This is a genomic window from Asanoa sp. NPDC049573 (assembly GCF_040676615.1).
GTDB lineage: Bacteria > Actinomycetota > Actinomycetes > Mycobacteriales > Micromonosporaceae > Asanoa.
In genome coordinates, this window is the sequence record NZ_JBFAPI010000015.1 from 133,101 (window position 1) to 159,672 (window position 26,572).

A 26,572-nucleotide genomic window follows, 5' to 3' on the forward strand; every position below is an offset into this window, starting at 1 on the left:
CATGTTTCGCCGGTATGGAGAGCACTGCGTCGCGACCTTCGCGCCCGACGAGGTCCGCGTGCTGCGCAAGGTCGCGACCGAGGTGGTCGGCCTGCTGACCGACGGCTTCGACCTCGCCGATCCGGTGGTCGACCGGCTGTTCCCCGACATCTACCCGACCAACGCCGAGGAGTCGGCCGAGTTCCGCCGATTCACCGAGGGCGACCTCAAGACCAGCAAGATCGACTCAGCCGGCGCCATTCTCGCGGCGCTGCCCAGCAGCTCCGGCGGCGAGGTGCGGCTCGACCCGGAGTCGGCCGAGGCCTGGCTGCGGGCGCTCAACGACGCCCGGCTGGCGATGGGCGTCCGCCTCGACATCAGCGTCGACACCGACCTGGGTGAGGAACTCGACGACGCGGTGCTGAGCGACCCGTCCTCGTCGCGGGTCTTCCAGCTCTCGGTCTACGCCTACCTCGGTTACCTGCAGGAGTCGTTGCTCACCGCGTTGACCGAGTGACCAATAGGCCTGCGCCACCGGCCGGGGCTGGTGGCCGTGACCCCTGCCACGTCCCGGCACACCGCCCCCAGACGGTAGGATTGTCGGGTGCTGAGCATCGACCGGTCGATCATCGACGCGATCATCGCCCACGCACGCCGGGACCATCCCGACGAGGCGTGCGGCGTCGTCGCGGGCCCGGTCGGCAGCGACACCCCCACGCGCCACATCCCGATGGACAATGCCGCCCGGTCGATGACCTTCTATGAGTTCGACTCGATGGAGCAGCTCCGGGTCTGGCGCGAGATGGACGACCGCGACGAGGAGCCGGTGGTCATCTACCACTCGCACACCGCGACCGAGGCCTACCCGTCGCGCACCGACGTCTCCTTCGCCGGCGAGCCCGGAGCGCACTACCTGCTGGTCTCGACCCGCGAGCCCGACGGCGAGGAGATCCGCTCCTACCGCATCGTCGACGGCGTCGTAACCGAAGAGCCGGTCCAGATCGTTGAGCCCAACGTGGACCCGCACGCCGTTCAGTCATACATGTTCGGGCAGAGCCCGACGACGGTCGACTACGAGTGTTCGCCCGGCCGCTGACCCCCGCTGCCGTTGCGACACACCGTCCTTTTCCGACCGTCGTTCTTCCCAGGAGCAAATGATCATGGCTATCGAGGTCCGCATCCCCACCATCCTGCGCACCTACACCGGCGGCGCGAAGACCGTCGAGGGCGCGGGCGACACGCTCGCCGCGCTGCTCGCCGATCTCGACAGCCGGCACTCCGGCCTGCGCGGCCGGCTGGTGACCGAGCAGGGCGGCCTGCACCGCTTCGTCAACATCTACGTCAACGACGAAGACGTCCGCTTCCTCGGCTCGCTCGACGCCAAGCTGTCCGACGGCGACAACGTGACGATCCTGCCGGCCGTCGCCGGTGGCGCGTTCGGCTTCGCCGCCGCGGCCGCGCTGCTCGGCCGGTCGACGTCCCGCTGAGAGGGCGCCGCCATGTCGCGGTATGACAGCCTGCTCGAAGCCGCCGGCGACACCCCGCTCGTCGGCCTGCCCCGCCTGTCGCCGTCGGTGCCCGAAGGGGCACCGCCGGTGCGGCTGTGGGCCAAACTCGAAGATCGCAACCCGACCGGCAGCATCAAGGACCGGGCGGCGCTGTTCATGGTCCGCGAGGCCGAACGCGCCGGCCGGCTCCGCCCGGGCGACACGATCCTGGAGCCGACCAGCGGCAACACCGGCATCTCGCTGGCCATGGTGGCTAAGCTGCGCGGCTACCGTCTCGTCTGCGTGATGCCGGAGAACGTCTCGACCGAGCGCACCCAGCTTCTCCGGATGTATGGCGCGGAGATCATCTTCTCGCCGGCCGCCGGCGGCTCCAACCAGGCGGTGGCGACGGCCAAGCAGATCGCGGCCGAACATCCCGACTGGGTGATGCTCTTCCAATACGGCAACCCCGACAACGCCCGCGCCCACTATGAGACGACGGGCCCAGAGCTGCTGCGCGACCTGCCGACGATCACCCACTTCGTGGCCGGCCTCGGCACCACGGGCACGCTGATGGGCACGGGCCGCTACCTGCGCGAAAAGGTCCCCGGCATCGAGATCATCGCCGCCGAGCCCCGCTACGGCGAGGTTGTCTATGGGTTGCGCAACATCGACGAGGGCTACGTGCCGGAACTCTACGACGCCTCGGTGCTGACCCGCCGCTTCTCGGTCGGCACCCGGGACGCGGTCCTGCGTACCCGCCAACTGGTCGAGGTCGAAGGCATCTTCGCCGGCTTCTCCAGCGGCGCGATCCTGCACGCCGCCCTGGCCGTCGCGCACCAGGCGGTCAAGGACGGCATCCGCGCCGACGTCGCCTTCGTCGTCGCCGACGGCGGCTGGAAATACCTGTCGACGGGCGCCTACGGCGGCACTCTCGCGGAGGCCGAAGAAGCGCTCGACGGGCAGCTCTGGGCATAGCGAACAGCATTTCCCGGGTCCGCTTCAGCGGCTGACCGTCGCTCCCGCCGGGGACCGCTCGCTGCGCTTCGCTGCCAGGTCCGCGGTGGTCGGGCTTTTCTTTTCGCCGCGCATCCACAAAGGCCTCTCGTAATGCCTTTGTGGATGCGCGGCGATAGCCCTCTCTGCGCCCGGCCGCCCCCGGGGTCCCGCTAAAGGGCGATGATCGTCAGGGCGATAGCCACGGCCAGCGGGATGGTGGCGAATGCGAGCATCATCCAGGGCGCGTAACGGCGTTGGATGGTGACGAACGCGCCCACCGTCAGCAGCACGCCGAGCAGGCCGGTGCCGATCAGGGCCGGTTGATACCAGACCGGCGCCAGGCCGCCGATGATCGCGAGCAGGCCGCGGATGCCGACGCCGACGCCGGCCAGGGCCAGCGCCGTGCCCCAGGCGACGATGCCGAGCATGTGGCCGCCCTCGGGAGTGGGGCGGGTGTCCGAGTGGACCAGGTCGCCCAGGCGGAAGATGCCGCTCTGCGCCGCCGCGGCGTGCTTGGCCTTGTTGACGCTCAGCCGCGTGGGCAGCCGTTCCGCGCTGACCTCGCCGGCGTTCGCCGGCGCCTGCCCATCGGGGGAGACGCCGCGCGCGGGTGCCGGCGCCGTGCCCGTCGCGACGGCGTCGGCGGTCGCGCCGACCCCAATGCGTCCAGGCGCCGTGCCTGTCGCGACCGCGTCGGCGGTCGTGCCGATCCCGACACGTCCCGGCGCCGTGCCTGTCGCGACGGCGTCGGCGGTCGCGCCGATCCCGACACGTCCCGGCGCCGTGCCTGTCGCGACCGCGTCGGCGGTCGCGCCGACCCCGGCGCGTCCCGGCGCCGTCGTCTCCGGGCCGGCCACGGTGTCGAGCCCGGTGATCACCGGGGTGTCGGGCGTAGCTGTGCTGCGCTCGGTGGTCCCCATGCCGGCGCCGCTGCTCCACCCCGCGGTCCCGGTCGCGGTCCCGGCGCCGGTGCCGCTGCTCCAGCCCGTGGTCTCCGTCTCGGTCCCGCCGCCCGTGTCGCCGGTCCAGGTGCCGCTCCCGGTTTCGGGTCGGTTCCGTGTCCCAGTGCCGGTGGTGGCGCCGTTGCCGGCGTCGATCCCGGAGCCGGGCCGGCCCCAGCCCGCCGCGTCGGACCCGGTCCGGGTGCCGGACCCGGTCGCGCTCCGCACGTCAGACCCGGTTCCGAACCCCGCGTCGGGCCCGGGCCCGGGCCCGGCTTCGGTTCCGGGTTGGCTCGGGGCCGGGTTTGGTCCGGTCGGGGGGACGATCGGCCGGACGAGGTCGCCGTCGTCCGCGGCCGGGTCGGCGATCACGCCTGCGCCGCCCGCCGCCTCTCGGCCCTTCGCGTGTCGGGGTGACGTGGACTCCGTCTTGGTCGTGTCTGGTTTGTCGGTCGAAGGGGTCTCTGCCTGGCTCGACACACGTCACCGTCCCGCGCCTCCGTCGGCCCGTCGCCTCCCGACGGGCCCGCCACGTGTTCAACGTCAGAATGTGACTACGCGTAACGGCATGATCTCCAACCGCGATCATCCGGGATTGGTGGAAAGGTCCCGACGCTGCGGTGTCACCTTCGCGACAAGTTCGATCAGTTCTTTCATGACGATCCGGGCCACGGCGTAGGCTGCGCAGCGTGACAATCTCGTCGACCCCGATCTTGCGCCTCCGAATGGTCGGCGGGCCTGTCCAGCACGTCCCGGGAACGTCCGGATGCGCCTGACGATTCTCGGCTGTGCCGGCAGTTTTCCCGGCCCCGAGTCGGCGTGTTCGGCATACCTGGTCGAGGCCGACGATTTTCGTCTTCTGGTCGACTTCGGCACCGGTTCGCTTTCCGCGCTGCAGCGCTACGCGAGCCTGCACGGCATCGACGCCATCCTGCTGACGCATTTGCACTGTGACCACATGTCCGATGCGTGCGACTACATCGTGGTCCGCCGATACGCGCCCGAGGGCGGCTACCCGCCGATCCCGGTCTACGCGCCCGCCGGCGCCCCGGCCCGGATCGCCTCCGCCTACAACAACGAGGTCGACGACCCGCTCGACGACGTCTACACCTTCTACGGCCTGCAGCCCGGCTCGTTCCCGATCGGCCCGTTCCAGGTCGTCGTCGATCGGGTCAACCACCCGGTCGAAACCTACGGCGTACGGATCGAGCACGAGGGCCGCGTCCTGGCCTACTCGTCCGACAGCGCCACCTGCGACGCGCTGCTGCGCCTGGCACACGGCGCCGACGTGTTCCTGTGCGAGGCCAGCTATCTCGACGGCGCCGACAACCCGCCCGACATCCACCTGACCGGCGGCGAGGCCGGCGAGATCGCGACCAAGGCCGGCGTCGGCCGATTGCTGCTCACCCACCTGGTGACGGCGTGGGGCAGCGAGGCGGTCACGTTCGAGGCGGCCACGGCGACGTACGCCGGTCCCATGGAGATCGTCCGCCCCGGCGCGCGTTACGAGATCTGACCCTTCAGGCACTGTTCGCCGGCCCGACAACCGGCTGTCGCTCCCCGCACCGCACCGGCACAGACCGTGTGGCCATGCGTATCGCGCTCATCACGGAGTCCTTCCCGCCGGATGTCAACGGCGTAGCGAACTCCGTCGTCCGCGTCGCCGAGCACCTGGTCGCCCGCGGCCACCAGCCGATGGTGATCGCTCCCGCACCGTCGTCGTCGGCGCGGGGCGTGACCGGCGTCCGGGACTACCCGGTGGTTCGCATACCGAGCGTTCCGCTGCCCCGCTACCGTGGTTTCCGGTTCGGCATGCCCAGCGCCCGGCTCACCGACGCGCTGATCGCGCACGCGCCGGACGTCGTACACCTGGCGAGTCCGTTCTTCCTCGGTGCCCGCGGTATCGCGCTGGCCAACCAGCGCAACCTGCCGACCGTCGCGGTCTACCAGACCGACATCGCGGCGTTCCTGCGCAACTACCGGCTCGCCTGGGGCGAGGACATCACCTGGCACTGGCTCCGCACGATCCACAACGGCGCCGACCGCACGCTCGCGCCGTCGTCGACCGCCGCCGACGACCTGGCCGCGCAGGGCATTCACCGGGTGCACCGGTGGGGGCGCGGCGTCGACACGGCGCGGTTCGCCCCCGGCAAGCGCAGCGCCGCGGTGCGTCGCGCGCTCGCACCCAACGGCGAAATGCTCATCGGGTACGTCGGTCGCCTGGCCGCCGAGAAACGGCTGGACCTGCTGGCTCCGGCGGCCCGGATCCCCGGCGTGCGACTGGTCGTGGTCGGCGACGGCCCGGGACGCAGGGACGCCGAGAAGGCGCTGCCCGGTGCGGTCTTCCTCGGCCAGCGCGGCGGCGACCAACTCGCCCGGATCTACGCCAGCCTCGACGTGTTCGTGCATGCCGGCCCGCACGAGACGTTCTGCCAGAGCGTCCAGGAGGCGATGGCCAGCGGGGTGCCGGTCGTCGCGCCGGCCGCCGGCGGGCCGCTCGACCTCGTCCGCGCCGGGCTGACCGGCACGCTGGTGCCGCCGGGCGACGGGCCTGCCATCGCCGGCGCAGTCGCCGAGTTGATCGCCGAGCCGGAGCTGCGCCAGCGCTACGGCCTGGCCGCCCGCGACGCGGTCGCCGGGCGCACCTGGGCGGCGATCGGCGACGAGCTGATAGCGCACTACGCGGCGGTGCTCCGCGGGCGGGCGGTCCGGCCCCGGCTGGCCGTCGCGGCATGAGCTCAGGCGCGTCGGGGCTGCGGATCGTGCGGCTCGCGAACTTCATCATGCCCAGGTCCGGTGGCCTGCGGACGGCGCTGCGCAGCCTCGGCAGCGGGTATCTCGCCAACGGGCACCAGCCGATCCTGGTGACGCCCGGCGAGCGCTACGCCGACGAGTCGACCGACCAGGGCCGGGTGATCACGTTGCCCGGACCGATGGTGCCGTTGACCGGCGGCTACCGGGTGCTGGTCGGCCGCCGCCCGCTGGCCCGGCTGCTCGACAGCCTGGCGCCGGACCGGCTGGAGGTCTCCGACCGCACGACGCTGCGCTGGACCGGGCACTGGGCCAGGTCCGCCGGCGTGCCGAGCGTGATGGTCTCGCACGAGAGCCTGGCCGGGCTGCTGCGCATCTCGGGGTTGCCGGCCGGGGCGGGCCGGCGGGCGGCGGATGCGCTGAACGCGCGCAGTGCGGCCGCGTACGACACGATCGTCTGCACGACCGGGTGGGCGGCCGAGGAGTTCGTCCGGATCGGCGTGCCGGTGCGCCGGGCGCCGCTCGGCGTCGACCTCGAGACCTTCCATCCGGGGCGGCACGACCCGCTGGTGCGGGCCCGGTATGTCTCCTCGGCCGAGGTGCTGCTGGTGACCTGCACCCGGCTGTCGCCGGAGAAGAAGCCGGAGTTGGCCGTCGACGCGCTGGCCGCCCTGGTGAGGGCGGGGGTGCCGGCGCGGCTCGTGGTGCTCGGCGACGGACCCCGGCGGGCGGCCCTGGCGGAGCGGGCGGCCCGGTTGCCGGTTACGTTCGCCGGATTCCTGCCCGACCAGGGTGCGGTGGCGGGATTGCTGGCGAGCGCCGACGTGGTGATCGCGCCGGGTCCGGTGGAAACCTTCGGCCTGGCGGCGCTGGAGGCGCTGGCCTGCGGCACGCCGGTGGTGGTCAACGCCGCGAGCGCGCTGCCGGAGGTGGTCGGGACCGCGGGCGCGGCGGCACCGGGAACCGGCCCGGAGATAGCGGCCGCCGTATCCGGATTGCTCGCTCTCGACGAGGGTTTCCGCCGGTCAAGGGCCCGTGCTCGGGCCGAGGAGTTCAGCTGGCCGGCGGCGACCGCGCGGTTCCTGGGAGCGCACCGGGCGGCGGTGACAGCGGGGCGCGCGCGGGCCGACATGGAGGCGGCCTAGGCTGGCCCCCATGGCGCGACCAGACGGGCGGCGACCCGACCAACTGCGACCGGTGACGATCACTCGACAGTGGAGCGTGCACCCCGAGGGTTCGGTGCTCGTCGAGTTCGGCGACACCCGGGTGTTGTGCACGGCGAGTGTCACCGAGGGGGTGCCCCGCTGGCGCAAGGGCAGCGGCCTCGGCTGGGTCACCGCCGAGTACGCGATGCTGCCGCGGGCGACCACGACCCGCTCCGACCGGGAGAGTGTCAAGGGCCGGGTCGGCGGGCGTACCCAGGAGATCTCCCGGTTGATCGGCCGCAGCCTGCGGGCCTGCGTCGACCTCAAGAGCCTCGGTGAGAACTCGGTCGTGCTCGACTGCGACGTCCTCCAGGCCGACGGCGGCACCCGGACGGCGGCGATCACCGGCGCCTACGTCGCGCTGCACGACGCGGTGACCTGGATGGCGGGCCGGAAGATCCTGGCGGGCAAGATCGAGGAAGCCGTGCCCCGCTCGGTCTCGGCGGTCAGCGTCGGCGTGATCGACGGCGAGCCCCGCCTCGACCTGATGTATTTGGAAGACGGCGCCGCCGACGTCGACATGAACGTGGTCTGCACCGGCGAGGGCGACTTCGTCGAGGTGCAGGGCACCGGCGAGGCCGCGGTCTTCAACCGCGCCGAGCTGGACGCGCTGCTCGACCTGGCCGTAGGCGGCTGCGTGACCCTGGCCGACGCCCAGCGGAAGGCGCTCGCATCATGACCCGCCGGATGCTGCTGGCCACCAACAACGCCAAGAAGCTCGTCGAGTTGCAGCGCATCCTCGACGCGGCCCTGGGTGCCGGCGCGGTCGAGTTGGTCAGCCTGGGCGATGTCGAGGCGTATCCGGAGGTGCCGGAGACGGGGCTGACATTCGCCGAGAACGCGCTGATCAAGGCGCGGGAAGGCGCGAAGCGCACGGGGTTGCCCGCCATCGCCGACGACTCCGGCATCACGGTCGACGCCCTCAACGGCATGCCCGGGGTGCTGAGCGCGCGGTGGGCCGGCAAGCACGGCGACGACACCGCCAATAACGAGTTGGTCCTCGCCCAGATCAGCGACTTCGCCGACGAGCACCGCGGTGCGGCGTTCGTCTGCGCGGCCGCCCTGGTCACGCCCGGCGGTCGGGAGCATCTGGTCGAGGGGCGGCAACAGGGCCGTCTGCTGCGGGCGCCGCGGGGGACCGGCGGCTTCGGCTACGACCCGCTGTTCGTCGGTGAGGGGCAGGATCGCACCAACGCCGAGCTCAGCCCCGAGGAGAAAGACGCGATCAGCCACCGCGGCAAGGCCCTGCGCGCCCTCGCCAAGGTCATCGCCAAGGAGCCCGTCCGCTAGTTCCCGCCCGTGGCTCGTGGGGTGAGAGTGACTGCTGCGGAGGCGGCAGCGGAGCGAAGCGGAGCGGTCCCTGGCGGGAGCGACGGTCGTGCCCCAGGCGGGCCCGAGCAAGGCCGAATTTCTTGTCGGTCGGCTTCGCTAGTCTTGGTCGATGGATGCTCTGGCCGGGCTGCTCGACGGGCCGCGGGCGCGAGAGGCGTTCCTGCTGCGCTGCGTTCTCGATCCGCCGTGGGCGTTGCGGATCCGCGACGAGGCGCCGCTGTCGATCGTGTCGGTGGTGCGCGGCGACACCTGGGTGAGGTTCGACGGTGCGGCGCCGGTGCGGCTCGGGCCCGGCGACGTCGCGGTGGTGCGCGGGCCCGACCACTACACGGTTTCCGATGATCCGGCGACCGAGCCGCAGATCGTGATCCATCCCGGGCAGCGCTGCACGACCGTCGACGGTGTCGACCTCCACGACGAGATGAGCCTCGGCGTGCGCACGTGGGGCACCAGCGAAGACGGCGAGTCGGTGCTGTTGACCGGCGCCTACCAGGTGAGCGGCGAGATCAGCGACCGGCTGTTGCGCGCGTTGCCGCACCTTGTCGTGTTGCGCGCCGACGCGTGGGACTCGCCGCTCGTCGGGCTGCTCGGTGACGAGATCGTGCGCGACGAGCAGGGGCAGTCGGCCGTTCTCGACCGGCTGCTCGACCTGTTGCTGATCGCGGTGCTGCGGGCGTGGTTCTCGCGGCCGGAGGCGAAGGCGCCGGCGTGGTACCAGGCGCAGACCGACCCCGTCGTCGGCCGGGCGTTGCGGATGCTGCACAACAACCCGGCGCATCCGTGGACGGTGGCCTCGCTGGCCGCGCGCACCGGGCTTTCCCGCGCGGCGCTGGCCCGGCGGTTCGCCGAGTTGGTCGGTGAGCCGCCGATGTCCTACCTGACCAGTTGGCGGCTGGCGCTCGCCGCCGACCTGTTGCGCGAGCCAGACGCGACGGTGGCGGCGGTGGCGCGGCAGGTCGGGTACGGGAGTGCGTTCGCGCTGAGCACGGCTTTCAAGCGGGTGCATGGCGTGAGCCCTCAGCAGCACCGCGGCGGCGCGCGACGATCGGCGGGTCAGGCAGGGTCAGCGGGCTCGGCAGAGTCAGCGGGCCCGGCAGGGTCAGCGGGCCAGGCAGGGTCAGCGGGCCCGGCAGGGTCAGCGGGCCAGGAAGTGATAGCCGATCCAGCACCACCAGCCGAGCACGAGCACGCGGCCGAGGCCGGTGCGCATCGCGGCGGTCAGCGCGGTCGCCAGCGGCTGCGGGCCGCGACCGCGGCGGCGGCTGACGAGGTCGACGACGGCCATCGCGCCGAAGATCAGGCCGAAGCCCAGGATCAGGATCGAGCGGGGACTCATCGGCTCGCCACCCAGGCCCCGGTGCTCAGCCAGATCACATAGCCGATGACGCGGGCGGCATAGTTTTCCAGCACCGGGTCGAACGCCAGGCTCAGCGTCGGGTGCGCCTGGTCGTTGCCCCACCCGAACGCCACCACCTCCCAGACGCAGAAGGCGCCCAGCAGGGTGAACCAGATGACCACCGTCGCCCGGGTGGTCTTGACGATCTTTCTGGGGGTACGCCGCGCGCCCCACACCACCAGCGCCAGCCCCGGCACCAGGACGGTTGCCGTCGCCGGGAGGGTCAGTGGGCGGGCGACCGCGGCGATGAACGCGTAGGCCGCGATCAATACCGTAACGACGGCGTACCGGTTGAGGAGGAGAGGTCGGCTGGCGGTCTCCTCGCGCTGTTGCGACTCCACCATGTCGACAGTCTGCCGTTGATCTCGGCCCCGGCGATGCTCATTCGCGCGTGAGTTGCGGCTCAGGATCGCATCGAGCCGCCACGGTTGGTACGCGACAACTCATCGTGACGGCTGTGGTGTTTCTGGTTGATCGTCGTCGCCTTGCCCGGCCGGCAATTGCCCGACGGCGGCCTTGATCGCGGCCACGGTGGCGGCGGGCTGATCCTGATGGATCGAGTGCCCGGCGTCCTGCACGACCACGTGCACGCCCCGCCGGTAGCTGGCCGCCGTCTGGTCGGCGAGTTCGGCGGAGCGGGCCCGCAGCGCGGGTGGCTTGCCGCGGGTGGCGGTAAGGATCGTCACCGGCAGGTCCGGCCGGACCATCGCCGCGCGGGCCTTCCGGGCCTCCCTGACCCGGCTGGCCAACCGGTTCTCGGCGCGGATGGTCAAGACCTGACCGCGACTGGCGTACGAGTTCCGGTAGGCGGCGACGATCAACTCCTGGATCTCGGCGTCGTCGGTGCAGCGCTCGGCGAGCGCGCGGCCGTGTCGGGTGAGCCGCTTCTCGAACTGGCCGAGCGACTTGAGCACGACCATCCACGTCAGCATCAGCTCCGAAGCGATCCGCAGGTTGACCGGCACCGCGGCCATGACCTCCTCGTGGGTCGCGTCGACGAGCACCAGACCGAGCACCGCGTCGGGCCGGGCGGCGGCCGCGAACTCGGCCAGCAGCCCACCCCAGCTGTGCCCGACCAGCAGCGCGGGCCCGTGCAGGTCGAGGAGGGCCACCAGGTCGTCGACCTGGTTGGCGATGGTCAGCCGGCGCAGCGGGTCGCTCGCACCGAGCCCGGCCCGGTCGTAGGCGATCAAGCGGAACTCATCGGCCAGCGCGGGGATTATGGCCGCCCAGTCGAGCACGGTGTCGCCGGCGCCCGCGGTGAGCAGGATCGTCGGCCCGACGCTGTCCTTGGTGGTCTCGACCCAACGCAGGTGGCGCCCGTCGGCGCGGGCCATCTCGCGGCGCACGAGGCCGGCGCCGGGTGCCAGCGCCCGCAGCGCGGTGATCACGGGATCGCTCTGGTGCGGGTTGGGCATCGTCGCCTCCTGCGTTCGAGAGATTTCTTTCGAGACGATATTCTCGAAACATAGGTCTCGAAACAAGAGAGGATTCCTCGCGATGCCGGCACGACTCCAAGGAGCAGCCGCGATGCGCGCCCTGGCGCACCCGACCAGGATCGCGCTACTCGAGGCCCTCCGGCTGCACGAGACGTTGACCGCCACGGAAGCGAGCACCCTGATCGGCGAGAGCCCGACGAACTGCGCTTTCCACCTGCGCGCGTTGGCGCGGTTCGGCTTCGTGGAGGAGGTCGGCACCGGCCCGGGGCGCCGCCGGCCTTGGCGCGCCCTGGACGTGCCGTTGGTCTTCTCCGACATCCAGGCCGACGAGCCGTCGGCGGCCGCGGCCCGCGCCCTGTCGGACGTGTTGATCCGGCATTGGCTGGACCGCCTCCAGGCGGCGCAGGCCGTGCGGCATACCGAGCCGGCAGAGTGGCAGGAGGCGCTCGGCGGGTCGCAGGCGGTCGTGCATGCCACTGTCGAGGAGTTGCGGGAGATGGTGGCCGATATCCGCGCGGTGCTGGGGCGCTATGACGATCGGCTCCGCGACGTCGCCGCGCGGCCGGAGGGGTCGCGGCCCGTGGAGCTGTTGCTGTTCGCCCAGGCGTACTCGCCGCAGCCGTTGTCCGCGTCCGAAGCTGACCGACCACCGGGCTAGCGCTCAGGCGCGACCTTTGTGAGGGCCGACCCCGATTTCGGGGCGGTTCGCGGCGGCGCCGCTAGGTCGGTTCGGTAGGCGCCGGGCCGTCGCGATCGCGTTGCTTTGCTGGAGCCTGGCTGGGTGCCAAGCGCGCGACGAGCCGCGGGCCTCGCGATTGGAACGTCACCTCGGCGGCCGACCTCCGGCTCGGCCGCGTTTCGGACAGGCCTCCTGGTTGGGACGCCGGTTCAGTAGCGCGACCGCCGCGCCCACCGCGTTGCGGGGGTCGAACCGCGGACCTTGGTTGGACGTTGGTTCGGCGGCCCGAGTGCCGCCTACGCCGCCGGGTGGAGAGGTTGAACCGTGGGCCTCGTGGTTGGACGTTGGCTTGGGGCCCGAGCGCTGGCTCCGCCGCGGGCGGAGAGGTTGAACCGCGGGCCTCGTGGTTGGAGTTTGCCTCGGCGGCCCGAGTGCCGCCTCCGCCGCGGGCGGAGGTCAAACCGCGGGCATCGTGGTTGGGCTCGGCTCGGCAGCCCGGGTGCCGCCTCCGCCGCAGGCGGAGGTCGAACCGCGGGCCTCGTGGTCGGGCCTCAGCTCAGGGGGCCGACCTCCGCCTCCACCGCGTTGCGGAGGTCAGTGCCCTCGATCAGGGCGCGACATTTCTCGATCGTCGGCGCCAGGAAGGCGTCTGGGCCCGGTGTGCCGGCGAAGCGGGCAACCGCAGCCGTCGCGATCGCGCCCGCCGGTGATGGGGTCAGCGGCGCCCGGAGCTGGATGCCGCGCACGCCGGCCAGCAACTCGACGGCCAGCAGGCTGGTCAGGTTGTCGAGAACGGTGCGCAGCTTCTTGGTCGCTGCCCAGCCCATCGAGACGTGGTCTTCCTGCATGCCGCTGGTGGGCAGCGAGTCGACCGACGCGGGTGAGGCCAGGCGGCGGTTCTCCGCCACGATGCCGGCCGCCGTGTATTGGGCGATCATCAGGCCCGAGTTGACGCCTGCGTCGGGGGACAGGAAGGGCGGTAGTTCGCGCGAGCGGCAGACGTCGAGGAGGCGGTCGACGCGGCGTTCGGCGATCGCGCCGACCTCGGCCGCGGCGATCGCCAGGTAGTCGGCGGCGAAGCCGAGCGGGGCGCCGTGGAAGTTGCCCGTCGACTCGACGCGGCCATCCGGCAGGACGACCGGGTTGTCGACGACCGAGCGGAGCTCGCGGCCGGCGATCTGGGTCGCGAATTCCCACGTGTCGCGGGCCGCGCCGGCCACCTGGGGTGCGCAGCGCATCGAGTAGGCGTCCTGGACCGCGTGGTTGAGGTCGTCGCGGTGGGAATCCATGATCGCCGAGCCCTGCAGCAGGCGGTGGATGTTGGCCGCCGATGTGGCCTGGCCCGGGTGGGGGCGGATGGCGTGCAACTCGGGCATGAAGGGGCGGTCAGAGCCGAGCATCGCCTCGATCGACAGCGCCGCGGTCAGGTCGGCCATGGCGAACAGGTGGGCGGCGTCGCCGAGGGCCAGCAGCAGCATGCCGAGCATGCCGTCGGTGCCGTTGACCAGGGCGAGGCCCTCCTTGGCGGCCAGCTCTATCGGCTGGAGGCCGGCGCGGCGTAGTGCTTCGCTGCCGTCGATGCGGGTGCCGGACTTGTCGAGCACCCAGCCCTCGCCGAGCAGGACCAGCGCGCAGTGCGCGAGCGGAGCGAGGTCGCCGGAGGCGCCGAGCGAGCCGTGCTCGGGCACCCACGGGGTGACGTCGGCGTTGAGCAGGTCGACCAGCGCTTGGGCGACTAGCGGGCGGACCCCGGAGCGGCCCATCGCCAGCGAGCGGATGCGCAGCAGCATCATCGCCCGGACGACCTCGCGCGCCATGGGGGCACCGACCCCGGCGGCGTGGGAGCGGATCAGCGCGTGCTGGAGCTCGGCGCGGCGCTCGCTGGCCACGAACGTGCTGGCCAGGGAGCCGAAGCCGGTCGATACGCCGTAGACCGGGCGGCCGGACTCTTCGATGCGGTCGACGTGGGCGCGAGAGGCCTCCATCGCCTCGATGGCGGAAGGGTGCAGTTCGACCAGAGCGGCACCGCGGGCAACCGCGTGGACGTCGGCGGGTGAGACGCCGGTGGACAGGACGGTGACAGTCGTCATTGCGGCACTCCGTTGTGCAGGACCTTGGTGACCAGTGGGACACCCGGCCGGTAGGCCAGGTGCGCATGTGAGGGCGCGTCGAGCACGACGATGTCGGCCCGCGCGCCGGGGCGGATCGCGCCCAGATCGTCGCGACGCAGCGCCTTGGCGCCACCCGCGGTGGCCGCCCAGACCGCCTCGGCGGGCGTCATGCCCATCTCGCGCACGGCGAGGGCGAGGCAGAACGGCATCGAGGAGGTGTAGGACGAGCCCGGGTTGCAGTCGGTCGCCAGCGCGACCGTGGCGCCGGCGTCGAGCAACCGGCGGGCCTCGGGGTAGGCCGACCGGGTGGAGAACTCGGCTCCGGGCAGCAGGGTGGCGACCGTGTGGGAGCCGGCGAGCGCGTCGATGTCGTCGCGGGACAGGTGGGTGCAGTGGTCTGCGCTGGCCGCGCCGAGCTCGACCGCGAGCTGGACGCCCTCGCCGGGGCCGAGTTGGTTGGCGTGCACGCGTACGCCCAGCCCGGCGTCTTTGCCCACGGTCAGGATGGCCCGCGCGTGGTCGGCGTCGAACGCGCCCTTCTCGCAGAACACGTCGATCCAGCGCGCGAACGGCCGGGCGGCCCGCAGCATCGGCCCGCACACCAGCCCGACATAGTCGTCGGCGCGGTCGGCGTATTCGGACGGGACCACGTGGGCGCCGAGGAAGGTCGTCTCGGTGGTGAACTCGGCGGCGATCCGCAGCGAGCGGGCTTCGTCGGCGACGGTCAGCCCGTAGCCACTCTTGATCTCGATGGTCGTCGTGCCCTGCCGCAACGCCTCGGCCTGCAACCGGCTGACGTTGTCGCGGAGGTCGTCGTCGCTGGCGGCACGGGTCGCGGCGACCGTGGTGCGGATGCCGCCGCCGGTGTAGGCCTCGCCGGCCATCCGGGCGGCGAACTCGGTGGCCCGGTCGCCGGCGAAGACCAGGTGGGCGTGGCTGTCGACGAACCCGGGCAGCACCGCGCCGCCCTGCGCGTCGATCCGCCGGTCGGCCGCCGGCGCGTAACGGCTCGGGCCCACCCAGGCGATGAGGCCCTCCTCCACCAGCACCGCGGCCTTGCGCCGGATGCCGAGCGGGCCGGCGTCGCCAGTGCCCGGGATGTTGGTCACGAGCTCGCCGATGTTGTCGATCAGGAATGTCACCACAGGCTGTGCACCGCCTCCGCAAGCGCCGCCGGCACGTCTATCCGCACATGGTGCCCGTCGCGGACGCTTACCCTGCCATCGACCACCACATTCGTGACATCTGCGGCACTCGCGGCCAGGGCGACGCCGACCGGCGGGGCACCGGCGGTGCGCGGGCTGTCGGTGTTGACCGTCACCAGGTCGGCCCGCTCGCCGGCCGCGATGCGGCCCACGTCGGCCCAGCCCAGCGCGTTGTGACCGGCCACCGACGCGGCCCGGATCAGCTCGGCGGGGGTGAAGTGGCCACGCCGCTCGGTGCGCAACCGCTCGCCGGCCTCGAGCGCGCGGGCCTCCTCGAACAGGTCGATCACGGTCTGGCTGTCGCTGCCCAGCGAGAGCGGGCTGCCGGCGTCGGCCAGCGCCCGGGCGGGCCCGATGCCGTCGGCGAGGTCGCGTTCGGTGGTGGGGCAAAAACAGACACCCGTGCCGGTGTCGCCCAACAGGGTGCGGTCGAGGTCGGTCAGGTGAGTGGCGTGGATCGCGGTCGACCGGGTGCCGAGCACGCCGCTGTCGGAGAGCAACTCGGTCGGGGTGCGCCCGTGCGCGGCCAGGCAGGCCTCGTTCTCGGCGCGCTGCTCGGAGAGGTGGAAATGCAGCGGGCGGCCGGCGGTGCGCTCGGCGAACTCGGGCAGCACCTCGGCCGGCACGGCCCGGACCGAGTGCAGGGCGGAGCCGATCCGCACGGTGTCGGTGTTGTCGGCGCTGGCCGCGTCGAGCCGTTCCAGCCGCTCGAAGTAGGCGTCGAGATCCTGGTCGCCGAAGCGGCGCTGGACCCCGTCGAGCGGGTCGCCATCGACGCTCGAGGTCAGGTAGAGGGCGTCGAGCAAGGTGATCCGGATGCCGGCCTGGGCGGCGGCCTCGATCAGCACGGTGCCCATCACGTTGGGGTCGACGTAGGGCTCGCCGTCGACGTCGTGGTGCAGGTAGTGGAACTCGCCGACGGTGGTGATGCCGGAGAGCGCCATCTCGGCGTAGGTGGCCCGAGCCAGCGCCAGGTAGCGGTCGGGGTCGAGCCGGCCGGCGAGCGCGTACATCCGCTCCCGCCACGTCCAGAAGCTGCCGCGGTCGTCGGTGGTGCGGCCGCGCAGGGCGCGGTGGAACGCGTGCGAGTGGGCGTTGGCGAGCCCGGGCAGGGTCAGGCCCGGCAACCGGACCGCGTCGGGCGGCGGGGTCGCGACCCCGACGGTGATCGCCGAGAACCGCGAGTCGGTCACCTCGATCAGCACCCGGTCGGTCGGTGCCTGGTCAGAGCCCAGCCAGGCCCAGTCGGCGAACCACAGTCCATCGCTCACGGTGCACCCACCCCCTCGTCATGATCAACGAGTGGCCGGGCGGACAGTTCCTCCAGCACCCGGGCCAGCGCCTCCACGCCAGCGGCGCAGTCGTCGTCGGTCGCCGTCTCGGTCGGCGCGTGGCTGACACCGGTGGGGTTGCGGACGAACAGCATCGCCGTGGGCAGATGGGCGGACAGCACCCCGGCGTCGTGCCCGGCGCCGGTCGGCAGGATCGGCACGCCGCCGAGCAGGTCGGCCAGGCGGCCGGCGAGGCCCTCGTCGAACCGCACCTCCGGCGTCGTCGACTCGGCGGTGAACCGGATCGCCGTGCCGTCGCGCCCGGCCCGCTCGGTCGCCTTCATGGCAACGGCCTCGACCAACTCGGCCAGCGTGGCGCCGTCGGCCGCTCGGGCGTCGAGCCAGCCGCGGACCGCCGCGGGGATCGCGTTGGTCGCGTTGGGTGTGACCTCGACCCGTCCGACGGTCGCGTGCGCGCCGCGCAGCCGAGCCTCCTTGTTGGCGGCGAGCACCGTGAACGCGTAGGTCAGCATCGGGTCGTGCCGATCGGTCATCAGCGTGGTGCCGGCGTGGTTGCCCTCGCCCTCGACGTCGAAGCGCCACCGCCCGTGCGGCCAGATCGCGCTGGCCACCCCGACCGGAGCGGTCAGCGCCCGGCCCTGCTCGACGTGCAACTCGATGTAGGCGTCGAAGCCCGCGACCAGGTCGGGTCGCGCACCGGCCGGCGCGGCGCCGAAGACGTCGCCCAGGCTCAGGCCGTCGCGGTCGGTCAGCGCGGCGGCCCGCTCGGGGTCGATCGCGCCGGTCAACAGCCGCGACCCGAGGCAGGCGATGCCGAACCGGGAGCCCTCCTCCTCGGCGAAGGCCGCGACGGTGATCGGCCGGGTCGGCCGGAAGCCGCGCTCGCGCAACAGATCGACCGCGAGAAACGCGGACACGATCCCGAGCGGCCCGTCATAGGCCCCACCATGCGGAACCGAATCGAAGTGACTGCCGGTGAGCACGCCACCGGACCGGCCATCGTCGGCCGCCCAGGTGGCGAAGAGGTTGCCGTTGCCGTCGTGGGTCACCGGCATCCGCCGAGCGGCGGCGGCCGCCTTGAACCAGTCCCGGAGCGCGATTTCCGCCGGCGACCACGCGAAGCGCAGGTAGCCCCCGCCGGGGGCGCGGCCGATGCCGGACAGCTCGGCCCACGCCTCCCGGAAGGTGTGGACCAGGGCGGAATCGCGGGACAACACAGGCTCCTTCACTCCGCCATCGGGATGCGGACGCCGCGCTCGGTGGCCACCTCGGTCGCCCGGTCGTAGCCGGCGTCGACGTGGCGGATCACGCCCATCCCCGGGTCGTTGGTCAGCACTCGCTCGATCTTCTGGCCGGCCAGGGCCGTGCCGTCGGCGACGCAGACCTGGCCCGCGTGGATCGAGCGGCCGATGCCGACCCCGCCGCCGTGGTGGATCGACACCCAGGAGGCGCCGCTGGCGGTGTTGACCAGCGCGTTGAGCAGCGGCCAGTCGGCGATCGCATCGGAGCCGTCGGCCATCGCCTCGGTCTCGCGGTAGGGCGAGGCGACCGAGCCCGCGTCGAGGTGGTCGCGGCCGATCACGAGCGGCGCCGAGATCTCGCCGGACGCGACCATCTCGTTGAACCGCACGCCGGCCTTGTCACGCTCGCCGTAGCCCAGCCAGCAGATCCGCGCCGGCAGGCCCTGGAACGCCACCCGTTCGCCGGCCATCCGGATCCACCGGGCCAGGGACTCGTTCTCGGGGAACAGGTCGAGGACCGCGCGGTCGGTGGCCGCGATGTCGGCCGGATCGCCGGACAGCGCGGCCCACCGGAACGGGCCCTTGCCCTCGGCGAACAGCGGCCGGATGTAGGCGGGGACGAAGCCCGGGAAGGCGAACGCCCGGTCGTAGCCGCCCAACTGGGCCTCGCCTCGGATCGAGTTGCCGTAGTCGAAGACCTCGGCGCCCGCGTCGAGGAAGCCCACCATCGCCGCCACGTGCGCCGCCATCGAGGCGCGGGCCCGGTCGGTGAACTCTTCGGGCTTCTTGGCCGCGTAGTCGGGCGCGTCGGCCGGGTCGACACCGTCGGGGACGTAGGAGAGCGGATCGTGCGCGCTGGTCTGATCGGTCACGATGTCGATCTCGACGCCCCGGCGGAGCAACTCGGGGAAGACGGTCGCCGCGTTGCCGACCACGCCGACCGACAGCGCGCGCCTTTCCTTCTTGGCCGCCACCGCCAACGCGACCGCCTCGTCGAGCGACCCGGCCACCACGTCGAGGTAGCGGGTGGCCACCCGCCGGTCGAGCCGGGACCTGTCGACGTCGACGATCAGGCAGACGCCGTCGTTCATGGTGACGGCGAGCGGCTGGGCCCCGCCCATGCCGCCGCAGCCGGCGGTCAGCGTCAGCGTGCCGGCCAGCGTGCCCCCGAACCGCTTCGCGGCCACCGCGGCGAACGTCTCGTAGGTGCCCTGCAGGATGCCCTGGGTGCCGATGTAGATCCACGAGCCGGCGGTCATCTGCCCGTACATCGTCAGGCCGAGCTTTTCCAGGCGGCGGAACTCGGGCCAGGTGGCCCAGTCGCCGACCAGGTTGGAGTTGGCCAGCAGCACCCGCGGCGCCCACTCGTGGGTGCGGAACACGCCGACCGGCCGGCCGGACTGCACCAGCATCGTCTCGTCGTCGCGCAGGGTGTCGAGGGTGCGGACGAGGGCGTGGAACGACGGCCAGTCGCGCGCCGCCTTGCCGGTGCCGCCGTAGACCACCAGGTCGTCGGGGCGCTCCGCCACCTCAGGATCGAGGTTGTTGATCAGCATCCGCTTGGCGGCCTCTTGGGGCCAGCCGAGGGCGGTGATGGTGCCGCCGCGAGGTGCGCGCACGGTTGGCCTCCTTCTAGTGGGTGTCTCGTGGATCAGGCCGGCTCCGCCGGGCCTAACTCACGAACAATTGACGACGGGACGCGGACCGTTCGAACTCTTCGAGCCGGCCCTGTGCCTCGGCCGGGGCGGCGTCGCAGAGCGCCTGCAGCAGCACCATGGCCAGCGCCATCGGGGCCGCGTGCAGGTCGAAGACGAGTTGGGCGCCGACGGCGGCGGTCAGCACCACGTCGGCATGGTCGGCGGCCGGGCCGACCGCGGAGTCGGTGATCAACACGATCGACAGGCCGTCGGCGCGGGCGGCCCGCAGCGCCTCGACCGCCTCGCGGGGATAACGCGGAAGGACGATCGCGAGCAGCGCTGTCGCGCCAGCGGCCCGGGCCTGGTCGACCCGGTCGGCGAGCATGCTGCCGCCGGTGTCGAGCAGTCTGACATCAGGATGGACTTTAGCGGCGAAATAGCTGAAATAGCCGGCCAGCGGCGCCGCCGATCGCAACCCGAGCACCGGCAGCGGCCGGCTCGTCGCCAGCAGCGCGCCGGCCGCCGTCAGCCGCTCCTGATCGTGCAGCCGACCGGCCAGGTCGTGCAGGTTGTCGGCCTCGGCCCGCAAGGCCAGCTGGAGTTCGTTGTCACCGTCGGGCTTGGGCCAGGCGATGTCGATCGCCGGGCTGACCAGCTCGCGGAGCTTGCGGCGCAGCGCCGGATAGCCGTCGTAGCCCAGCGCCATCGCCAGCCGGGTCACGCTCGGCTGGCTGACCTGGGCCAGCTCGGCGACCTCGGAGGCCGACAGGTAGGCCGCCGAGGTGGCGTTCTGCACCAGGCAGTGCGCGATCCGCCGCTGGGTCGGCGTCAGCCGCACCCCGCGAAACAGATCGACCACCCGAACGCCTTCATTCACTCCGGCAGAGTATGCATAGAGCCATTCAACAAACAAGTACGCGCCGCGATTCTGTGGTGACAACAATCTGCGTGACGCCGCCATCACACTCTGCTAGAACTGCCGGGGTGAACCGGACGAGAGTTCGACGAGCCATCGCCCGCACGCCACTGGCCCCCGTGGCGGCGTTCCCCAAGCGACTGCGCCGGGTGGCCCGCCACGACGCCCAGGTCATCGGCACTTCGGTGCGGTGGCTCTTCACCTCCCGCGAACACCACAACTACACCTACGAGTTGACCAAGCTGTCCCGCGAACACCTGGCCTGGTTCGTCAGCATCACCTGCGCCGTGCCGGTCGCCACGGTCCGCGGCTACTTCGCCGAGATCGACGGCGACGCGGCCTTGCGCGGCCACATCACGGCGGCCACCACGGCCTCAGCCCGCCGCGGCCTCGCCGACAAGCAGGTCAGATATGCCAGACGCATCGGCTGGTACGCGATCGTGCGCGCCAAACGCCCCGCCCACGTCGTCGAGACAGGCGTCGACAAAGGGCTCGGGACCTGCGTACTCGCGGCTGCTCTGCTCCGAAACACCGCCGAGGGCGCACCCGGCCGGTGCAGTTCCCTGGACATCAACCCGGATGCCGGCTATCTGGCCCGCGGCGCGCCGTGGTGCGACGTCGTCGACCTGATCATCGGCGACTCGATCGCCTCGATCGGCGCGCTCGACCGAAAGGTAGACATCTTCCTGCACGACAGCGACCACAGCGCCGCCCATGAACGACGCGAGTTCGAGGCGGCCGAGGCCAAGCTCTCGCCCGCCGCCATCCTGCTGACCGACAACGTCACGGCGACCAACGTGCTGGCCGAGCACGCCGAACGCACCGGCCGTCGCTTCCTGGCCTACCGGGAAACGCCGGCCGGGCATTGGTTCCCGGGTGACGGAATAGGTCTCGCCTGGTAGCGCCGTCGATGAGACCCTGAGGCGATGCGATTGGGGAGCATCTACACCTACCCGGTGAAGGGTTGTCACCGCGTCAGCCATGACCGCGCCCGCGTCGAGCCGTGGGGCCTGGCCGGCGACCGCCGCTGGATGATCGTCGACACCGACGGCGTCGGCGTGACCCAGCGCGAAACCGCGGCGTTGGTCCTCCTCGACGCGGCCGTCCAGCCCGGCGCGCTCAGACTGGCGGCGCCGGGTCGCCGCGAGATCACAATCCAGGAGCCGTCGGCGTACGAGCTGGAAGTCAAGATCTTCAAAAGCCGGCGCGCGACGGTCCCGGCGCGGCCCGCGGGCGCGGCGGCCGACGAGTGGCTCAGCGATTTCCTCGACCGCCCGGTCCGCCTGGTGTTCCTGCACGACCCGACCGCGCACACCGCCGGCGCCAGCTCGAGCGTCGACACGGTCACCTTCGCCGACGCCTACCCGCTGCTGCTGGCCAACGCCGCCTCACAGGACGCGGTCAACGATTGGCTGCTCGAGTCCGGCGACGAGCCGGTCCCGATCACCCGCTTCCGCCCCAACCTGGTCGTCGAGGGCGCCCGCCCGTGGGCCGAAGACGACTGGGTCGGCGGCCGCCTGCGCATCGGCGAGGCCACCTTCCGCGCGATCAGCCTGTGCGACCGCTGCGTGGTGACGACCATCGACCAGGAGACGGCCGAGAAGGGCAAACAGCCGTTGCGGGCGCTCGGTCAACACCGCAACATCGACCAGGGCCTGATGTTCGGCCTCAACCTGGTCCCCGAGGACCCGGCCGCGGTCGCCGTCGGCGACGACGTCGAGCTCCTAGACGTCTAAGGTCAGCCGCACCGTGACGAGGTCACCGACGTCGACCCGCTCAGCCTTCCGCACGGCGGTCTTGACCGGCACGACGTAGCGCCCATCCTTGGGCCAGAGCGACGTCGTCCACCCGGTGCCCCCGATCCGCGCGGCGACCGGAATCATCCCCCACCCATAGCTGAGCAGATCAGCATTGGCGGCCAGCTCAACACACTCAGCCTCCGGAACCCAAACAAAATGCCACGGCGCCGGCCCCTTCCAGAAGAAGATCTCGCCGTCGAACTGCAGGTCCATCGGCCCACCATAGGGTCTGAGCACCGCGAACGGTACGCACGTCTGCGTCGCCAGGTCGCTCCCAAAAGGAGCAGTTCGGCCTGAGGGCCAGGCACCAGCGCTCGGCTCAGAAGAGCCGGCCGCGGTATGGGTGCCGTCGTTGCCAGGTTTCCTCCCACAGCAGCACCTCGGCTTCTGGCCGCGGCAGATCGGGCCAATAGTCGCGGACGACGCCAGGTGTTTCCGGCCGGCTGGCGAGGAAGGTCCAGTAGATCTCGACGACCTCACGGAACTCGAGCAGGCTGTATTGCCCGCGTTCGTCTTCTGACCAGTAGTTGCTGAACGTCACACCATCCTTTGTCAAGGCGAGTCGATAGTGTTCGCTCTCCCACGGTTCGGCTGGCCGCCCGGCTGCTACATCGTCGACCATCGCGAGGGCGTCCAGACAGGCACCCATCAGCAGCGACATGTCGATGATCGCCCATGCCCCGAGGGCGCGGTAGCGCTGGTCGTCGACCTCGAAGCGCGGGGTGCCCAGGTCGGAGAGGTGGAATCGGATGAAGCTCATGCGCGCCCCTCGTGAGTCATCAGGGGAGGACCGGCCAGCCGTGTCGTAGCGCGCCGGTCGCTGGGTCGAGGTAGCCCTGGATGACGATCCCGGAGTGCCTTCCTTCCCACATGTTAGTAGTGCCAGGTACTCGCGTGTGATCGCGGAAAGCACCCGAGATGGCGGCGTCAACCTGCCCCGGAGTCCAGTGGTCAGGAAAGAACGAGCTGAAACCATCCCCTGCCTTGGGCTTCCACCTGCCCTGTGGCGGGTCTAGCAGAGGGTCGAAGAACTCGGGTCGGGCTGTGTAAATTCCCGTCCCGGTATCGCGGGTGATCGAGCCGGGCTTCAAACGTCGCCCCGGAAAGTCCTGGCCTCCGGGGCGGTAGTGGTAGCCGCTTCCCTTCGGCTTCGTCGGCCGGACGTCACCTCGGAAGACATGGTCACGGCCGTGAGGCGTCATTCGCCCGGGACGATTGCGCTTCTCGGCCCGGCGCAGATAGCGCAGCGCCGCGCGGATCACCTTGCCGCCGGCCTTCCCTCTGGGCACCGGTCAGGCCTCGAGGAGGGTCGAGATGACTTCGTCGAACAGGGCGCCGACCGCGACGCGGGTCAGTTGTTGGAAGATCGGGATTTCGGCCAGGGACGCGCCGACGGTGACTGTCGCCGTGGCTATTGCCTGGGCTATCTCGATGGCCAGGATGGTCAGTTGGACGATGACCGCGACCTTCAGTGCCAACACGATCGTGCCGCAGATGATCAGGCCTGTGCCGGTCAGGATCGCCGCCGGCATGCCGTCGCGCATGGTGGCCAGGGGGCTGTTCTCGTTGGTCCACCATGACTCGAAGGCCGTGATGTCGGCGCCCGCGTTGGTCGACCAGACCGGCGATGCGCCCGCCTGGGTCGATGTTGTCAACCTGTCGAGGGTGGTCGCGAAATTGAGCCAGGCCTGGCCCATCTCGAACAGCTTGTCTTCGTCGGCCTCGGGCCAGGTGTAGCCGAGAACGCCGAGCAACGAGCGCAGCTCACCCGGCAGGTCGAGCGACATCTCACCCTCCGAAGGCTTCGAACGCGCCGCGGATCCGGTCCTCGACCTCGCGATAGCCCGCCGCCATGCCGCCCAGGTCGAAGCCGGCCGCTTCGACCTCGTCTGCCGCCGCCGCGAAGCATTCGAAGGCCCACTCGGCGACCTCTTCGTGGGCCGCGCCGATCAGCGAACCGATCTCGTCGGCGCCCCACGGTGCACCGAAGCCCGACAACTCCGCCTGGAAGGCGCGCAGCGCGGACGCGAACTCGCCGGCCACTCGCGACAGCTCAACACCCGAGGCGTCGAGAGAGTGCGGGTCGACGCTGAAACCTTGGCTGCTCACCGCGGATCTCCCGCCCGGCGGACCAACGCCGCCTGGGCGTCGAGCAGCGACGACGTGAACGCGGCGAGCTGGCGCGATGCGCGCTCCTGGATGTCGCGTAACTCGGCGCCGAGCCCGGTGAGATCAACGGCCGACCCGGGGAGGTCGGCCAGGGCGGCGTTGACCGCGGCGGTCAACTCGGCGGCCAGCTCCGCCGGTGGCAGGCCGAGCGCGAGGGGGTCGAGCGAGATGCCCACCACCCGGCCGGGCGCGGCGGCCTCAACGGTGATCAGGCCGTCGGCCGCGACGCCGACACCGTGCGGCGACGAAGAACCACTGTGGACAGAAGATAGGGCGTCGGTCGTTTCGGCAAGGAGCCGGAGCAGACCGGAGGGGTCGGTCATGTCACGGACTGTAGAGCGTCGATGCATTCAGGGTGACGGACAAAGTGGGCGGTGCCGCAATGATGCGAAGGGTATCGACGCCGATCATGCTCTGAGTCCCGGGATCTATATCAGTCCAGTGGCGCCGGGCACATCGGGCTCAACATGCAGGGTCGCGTCTCGTGGACGGCCGTAGCCGCGCCCCGCGGCAATGCGGGGAACGTGACGACCCATACGTCCACGCCGCGATCAGACCGATATCTCCGGGTCAACGTGATCGATACGGCCGGGCCGGCGCGGTTCGACGGCGTATGCCAGCTGATCTTGGGAAGGGGTTTTCTGACGGACCCCTTCCCTACACTGGCTCGCGTGACCGCGTCCCTTGACCTCTGGCGCCGCCCGGGCCCCACCCCGGAGCAGCGCCGCATCGACGTGTTCGTCGGGCTGGCGGTCACGGCGATCACGCTGCTCAACCTGACGCTGACCACGTCGGCCGGCGCGATCGTGATGGGCGACCCGCCGTCGGTTCCGGAGCAGGTCGCCTGGACGGTGGCGATCGCCCTGCCGCTGTGCTGGCGGCGGCGCTGGCCCGCCCCGGTGGCGATCGTCATCTCCGTCGCGTTCATCGCCGCCCAGGCCCGCTCGTCGCCCGAGCAACAGCTCACGTCGGGCATCCTGTTCGCGGCGATCTACACGCTGGGCGCCTGGGGGCGCGACCGGCGCCAGGCCAACTGGATCCGCTACGGCATCATCGCGGCGATGTTCTTGTGGCTCTTCGCCAACATGATCATTTACTTCCCCAGCGCCGACCCCACCGCCCCGCATTTCGCGCAGGCTTCTGGCGTGCTCCCGCCCCTGCTCGCTTTGGCCATCAACGGCCTGCTGGTCAACATGCTGATCTTCGGTTTCGCTTACTTCTTCGGCCAGAGCGCGTGGACCTCGGCCCGCCGCGAGCACCAGCTGGCGCTGCAGGCCGAGCAGCTCCGCGCGACCCAGGCCGAGGCCCGCGAGCTGGCGGTCGCCGACGAGCGGCTGCGGATCGCGCGCGAGCTGCACGACGTGGTCGCTCATCACGTGTCGGTGATGGGCGTCCAGGCGTCGGCCGGCCGGCGCGTGCTCGACAAGGATCCCGCGAAGGCCCGCGCGGCGCTGGCCTCGGTCGAGCAGAGCGCCCGCACGGCCGTCGACGAGCTGCGCCGCATGCTGAGCCTGCTGCGCCAGTCCGGCGACACCCCGGCCGCGACGGGCGGCGGCGTCGACCGGCTGGACGAGTTGCTGGCCAACGCCCGCGAGGCGGGCCTGACGGCGAAGATCGGCGTCTACGGCGACCCCGCGCCGCTGCCGGAGTCCCTGTCCCAGGCGATCTACCGGATAGTCCAGGAAGCCCTGACCAACACCCTGAAACACGCCGGCGCGGCCACCGTCGACGTCCGGATCCGCTACCTGAACAACGAGGTGGAAGTCGACGTGACCGACGACGGCCGTTCGGTCGTGGCGAGCCAACGGGTCGGCGGGATGGGGCTGATCGGCATGCGCGAGCGCGTCGCCGCCCACGACGGCGTGCTGGAGACGGGCCCGGTCGTCGACGGCCCGGGCCGCCGCGGCTTCCGGGTCCGCGCCCGCTTCCCGCTGACCCGAGTGGTGGTGGAGGCATGACGGCGCTCCAGATCCGCGGCGTCACCGGCCGGTCAG

Annotated in this window: 29 protein-coding genes and 1 pseudogene; 14 read left to right on the forward strand and 16 right to left on the reverse strand. The window is 71.6% G+C overall.

The window, feature by feature from the left end; all coding sequences use genetic code 11:
* Window position 1: 1 nt before the first annotated feature.
* The 4 genes from AB0J74_RS28710 to AB0J74_RS28725 all read left to right on the forward strand — a co-directional run bounded on the left by AB0J74_RS28710 (window position 2) and on the right by AB0J74_RS28725 (window position 2,444).
* Window positions 2-496, forward strand: a complete 495-nt coding sequence (locus AB0J74_RS28710; protein WP_363453354.1) for a DUF2017 domain-containing protein — start codon at window positions 2-4, stop codon at window positions 494-496.
* 87 nt (window positions 497-583) lie between these two features.
* Window positions 584-1,075, forward strand: a complete 492-nt coding sequence (locus AB0J74_RS28715; protein WP_363453356.1) for a M67 family metallopeptidase — start codon at window positions 584-586, stop codon at window positions 1,073-1,075.
* Between the two features lie 64 nt (window positions 1,076-1,139).
* The gene (locus AB0J74_RS28720; RefSeq protein WP_363453358.1) at window positions 1,140-1,466 is read left to right on the forward strand and encodes a MoaD family protein; all 327 of its coding nucleotides are present in this window, start codon (window positions 1,140-1,142) and stop codon (window positions 1,464-1,466) included.
* Between the two features lie 12 nt (window positions 1,467-1,478).
* On the forward strand, window positions 1,479-2,444 hold the full coding sequence (locus AB0J74_RS28725; protein ID WP_116066603.1) for a cysteine synthase: 966 nt from the start codon (window positions 1,479-1,481) through the stop codon (window positions 2,442-2,444).
* A gap of 191 nt (window positions 2,445-2,635) precedes the next feature.
* On the opposite strand, the gene AB0J74_RS28730 is transcribed toward AB0J74_RS28725, so the two are convergent.
* The gene (locus AB0J74_RS28730) at window positions 2,636-3,634 is read right to left on the reverse strand and encodes a hypothetical protein (protein WP_363453360.1); all 999 of its coding nucleotides are present in this window, start codon (window positions 3,632-3,634) and stop codon (window positions 2,636-2,638) included.
* A 538-nt stretch (window positions 3,635-4,172) separates the two neighbouring features.
* Here AB0J74_RS28730 and AB0J74_RS28735 point away from each other — a divergent pair.
* From AB0J74_RS28735 to AB0J74_RS28760, 6 genes and pseudogenes are all read left to right on the forward strand, one after another.
* Window positions 4,173-4,922, forward strand: coding sequence for an MBL fold metallo-hydrolase (locus AB0J74_RS28735; protein WP_363453362.1), 750 nt, complete (start codon window positions 4,173-4,175; stop codon window positions 4,920-4,922).
* A gap of 74 nt (window positions 4,923-4,996) precedes the next feature.
* Window positions 4,997-6,142, forward strand: a complete 1,146-nt coding sequence (locus AB0J74_RS28740; RefSeq protein WP_363453364.1) for a glycosyltransferase family 1 protein — start codon at window positions 4,997-4,999, stop codon at window positions 6,140-6,142.
* Window positions 6,139-7,302, forward strand: a complete 1,164-nt coding sequence (locus AB0J74_RS28745) for a glycosyltransferase (protein ID WP_363453366.1) — start codon at window positions 6,139-6,141, stop codon at window positions 7,300-7,302. The genes AB0J74_RS28740 and AB0J74_RS28745 overlap by 4 nt, the downstream gene beginning before the upstream one ends.
* 10 nt (window positions 7,303-7,312) lie before the next feature.
* Window positions 7,313-8,041: a ribonuclease PH gene (gene rph, locus AB0J74_RS28750; protein ID WP_363453368.1), complete on the forward strand. Its 729-nt coding sequence runs from the start codon at window positions 7,313-7,315 to the stop codon at window positions 8,039-8,041.
* Window positions 8,038-8,652 (forward strand): RdgB/HAM1 family non-canonical purine NTP pyrophosphatase, encoded by a 615-nt coding sequence (gene rdgB / locus AB0J74_RS28755; protein ID WP_363453370.1) that lies wholly within the window; start codon window positions 8,038-8,040, stop codon window positions 8,650-8,652. The genes rph and rdgB overlap by 4 nt, the downstream gene beginning before the upstream one ends.
* 151 nt (window positions 8,653-8,803) lie before the next feature.
* Window positions 8,804-9,739 (forward strand): annotated as a pseudogene (locus tag AB0J74_RS28760) (AraC family transcriptional regulator); the annotation flags it as partial.
* 90 nt (window positions 9,740-9,829) lie between these two features.
* Here the strand turns inward: AB0J74_RS28760 and AB0J74_RS28765 are convergent.
* The 3 genes from AB0J74_RS28765 to AB0J74_RS28775 all read right to left on the reverse strand — a co-directional run bounded on the left by AB0J74_RS28765 (window position 9,830) and on the right by AB0J74_RS28775 (window position 11,508).
* Complete coding sequence (locus tag AB0J74_RS28765) at window positions 9,830-10,030, reverse strand: DUF6186 family protein (protein WP_363453491.1); 201 nt, start codon at window positions 10,028-10,030, stop codon at window positions 9,830-9,832.
* Entirely contained in the window at window positions 10,027-10,434 is a 408-nt protein-coding gene (locus AB0J74_RS28770; RefSeq protein ID WP_363453372.1) for a hypothetical protein, read from the reverse strand. The genes AB0J74_RS28765 and AB0J74_RS28770 overlap by 4 nt, the downstream gene beginning before the upstream one ends.
* A gap of 99 nt (window positions 10,435-10,533) precedes the next feature.
* On the reverse strand, window positions 10,534-11,508 hold the full coding sequence (locus AB0J74_RS28775) for an alpha/beta hydrolase (protein WP_363453374.1): 975 nt from the start codon (window positions 11,506-11,508) through the stop codon (window positions 10,534-10,536).
* A gap of 112 nt (window positions 11,509-11,620) precedes the next feature.
* On the opposite strand from AB0J74_RS28775, the gene AB0J74_RS28780 reads away from it, so the two are divergent.
* Window positions 11,621-12,187 carry a helix-turn-helix domain-containing protein gene (locus tag AB0J74_RS28780; RefSeq protein ID WP_363453376.1) on the forward strand — a complete coding sequence of 189 codons (567 nt, stop codon included), beginning with the start codon at window positions 11,621-11,623 and terminating at the stop codon, window positions 12,185-12,187.
* 572 nt (window positions 12,188-12,759) lie between these two features.
* Here AB0J74_RS28780 and hutH read toward each other — a convergent pair.
* The 6 genes from hutH to AB0J74_RS28810 are packed head-to-tail and all read right to left on the reverse strand — an operon-like array spanning window position 12,760 to window position 20,571.
* Window positions 12,760-14,298 carry a histidine ammonia-lyase gene (gene hutH / locus AB0J74_RS28785; RefSeq protein WP_363453378.1) on the reverse strand — a complete coding sequence of 513 codons (1,539 nt, stop codon included), beginning with the start codon at window positions 14,296-14,298 and terminating at the stop codon, window positions 12,760-12,762.
* Window positions 14,295-15,464 (reverse strand): imidazolonepropionase, encoded by a 1,170-nt coding sequence (hutI, locus tag AB0J74_RS28790; protein ID WP_363453380.1) that lies wholly within the window; start codon window positions 15,462-15,464, stop codon window positions 14,295-14,297. Before hutI ends, hutH begins: the two co-directional genes overlap by 4 nt.
* Complete coding sequence (locus tag AB0J74_RS28795) at window positions 15,458-16,795, reverse strand: formimidoylglutamate deiminase (RefSeq protein WP_363453382.1); 1,338 nt, start codon at window positions 16,793-16,795, stop codon at window positions 15,458-15,460. The genes hutI and AB0J74_RS28795 overlap by 7 nt, the downstream gene beginning before the upstream one ends.
* Entirely contained in the window at window positions 16,792-18,045 is a 1,254-nt protein-coding gene (locus tag AB0J74_RS28800) for an allantoate amidohydrolase (RefSeq protein WP_363453384.1), read from the reverse strand. Before AB0J74_RS28800 ends, AB0J74_RS28795 begins: the two co-directional genes overlap by 4 nt.
* A complete protein-coding gene (hutU, locus tag AB0J74_RS28805) occupies window positions 18,042-19,676 on the reverse strand; it encodes a urocanate hydratase (protein ID WP_363453386.1) in 1,635 nt (544 codons plus the stop codon). The genes AB0J74_RS28800 and hutU overlap by 4 nt, the downstream gene beginning before the upstream one ends.
* 52 nt (window positions 19,677-19,728) lie before the next feature.
* Window positions 19,729-20,571, reverse strand: coding sequence for a MurR/RpiR family transcriptional regulator (locus tag AB0J74_RS28810; protein ID WP_363453388.1), 843 nt, complete (start codon window positions 20,569-20,571; stop codon window positions 19,729-19,731).
* Window positions 20,572-20,729: 158 nt separating this feature from the next.
* Between AB0J74_RS28810 and AB0J74_RS28815 the strand changes: the two genes are divergently transcribed.
* Window positions 20,730-21,512, forward strand: coding sequence for a class I SAM-dependent methyltransferase (locus AB0J74_RS28815; RefSeq protein ID WP_363453390.1), 783 nt, complete (start codon window positions 20,730-20,732; stop codon window positions 21,510-21,512).
* Between the two features lie 24 nt (window positions 21,513-21,536).
* Complete coding sequence (locus tag AB0J74_RS28820; protein WP_363453392.1) at window positions 21,537-22,346, forward strand: MOSC N-terminal beta barrel domain-containing protein; 810 nt, start codon at window positions 21,537-21,539, stop codon at window positions 22,344-22,346.
* On the opposite strand, the gene AB0J74_RS28825 is transcribed toward AB0J74_RS28820, so the two are convergent.
* The 6 genes from AB0J74_RS28825 to AB0J74_RS28850 all read right to left on the reverse strand — a co-directional run bounded on the left by AB0J74_RS28825 (window position 22,335) and on the right by AB0J74_RS28850 (window position 24,901).
* Entirely contained in the window at window positions 22,335-22,622 is a 288-nt protein-coding gene (locus AB0J74_RS28825) for a DUF1905 domain-containing protein (RefSeq protein ID WP_363453394.1), read from the reverse strand. The genes AB0J74_RS28820 and AB0J74_RS28825 overlap by 12 nt on opposite strands.
* Window positions 22,623-22,728: 106 nt before the next feature.
* The gene (locus tag AB0J74_RS28830; protein ID WP_363453396.1) at window positions 22,729-23,169 is read right to left on the reverse strand and encodes a hypothetical protein; all 441 of its coding nucleotides are present in this window, start codon (window positions 23,167-23,169) and stop codon (window positions 22,729-22,731) included.
* A 19-nt stretch (window positions 23,170-23,188) separates the two neighbouring features.
* Entirely contained in the window at window positions 23,189-23,611 is a 423-nt protein-coding gene (locus AB0J74_RS28835) for an EndoU domain-containing protein (RefSeq protein WP_363453493.1), read from the reverse strand.
* Between the two features lie 90 nt (window positions 23,612-23,701).
* The gene (locus AB0J74_RS28840; RefSeq protein ID WP_363453398.1) at window positions 23,702-24,196 is read right to left on the reverse strand and encodes a hypothetical protein; all 495 of its coding nucleotides are present in this window, start codon (window positions 24,194-24,196) and stop codon (window positions 23,702-23,704) included.
* 1 nt (window position 24,197) lies between these two features.
* Complete coding sequence (locus AB0J74_RS28845) at window positions 24,198-24,518, reverse strand: hypothetical protein (protein ID WP_363453400.1); 321 nt, start codon at window positions 24,516-24,518, stop codon at window positions 24,198-24,200.
* Window positions 24,515-24,901 carry a YbaB/EbfC family DNA-binding protein gene (locus tag AB0J74_RS28850; protein ID WP_363453402.1) on the reverse strand — a complete coding sequence of 129 codons (387 nt, stop codon included), beginning with the start codon at window positions 24,899-24,901 and terminating at the stop codon, window positions 24,515-24,517. The genes AB0J74_RS28845 and AB0J74_RS28850 overlap by 4 nt, the downstream gene beginning before the upstream one ends.
* A 348-nt stretch (window positions 24,902-25,249) precedes the next feature.
* On the opposite strand from AB0J74_RS28850, the gene AB0J74_RS28855 reads away from it, so the two are divergent.
* Window positions 25,250-26,536 (forward strand): sensor histidine kinase, encoded by a 1,287-nt coding sequence (locus AB0J74_RS28855; protein ID WP_363453404.1) that lies wholly within the window; start codon window positions 25,250-25,252, stop codon window positions 26,534-26,536.
* The last annotated feature ends 36 nt before the right edge of the window (window positions 26,537-26,572 follow it).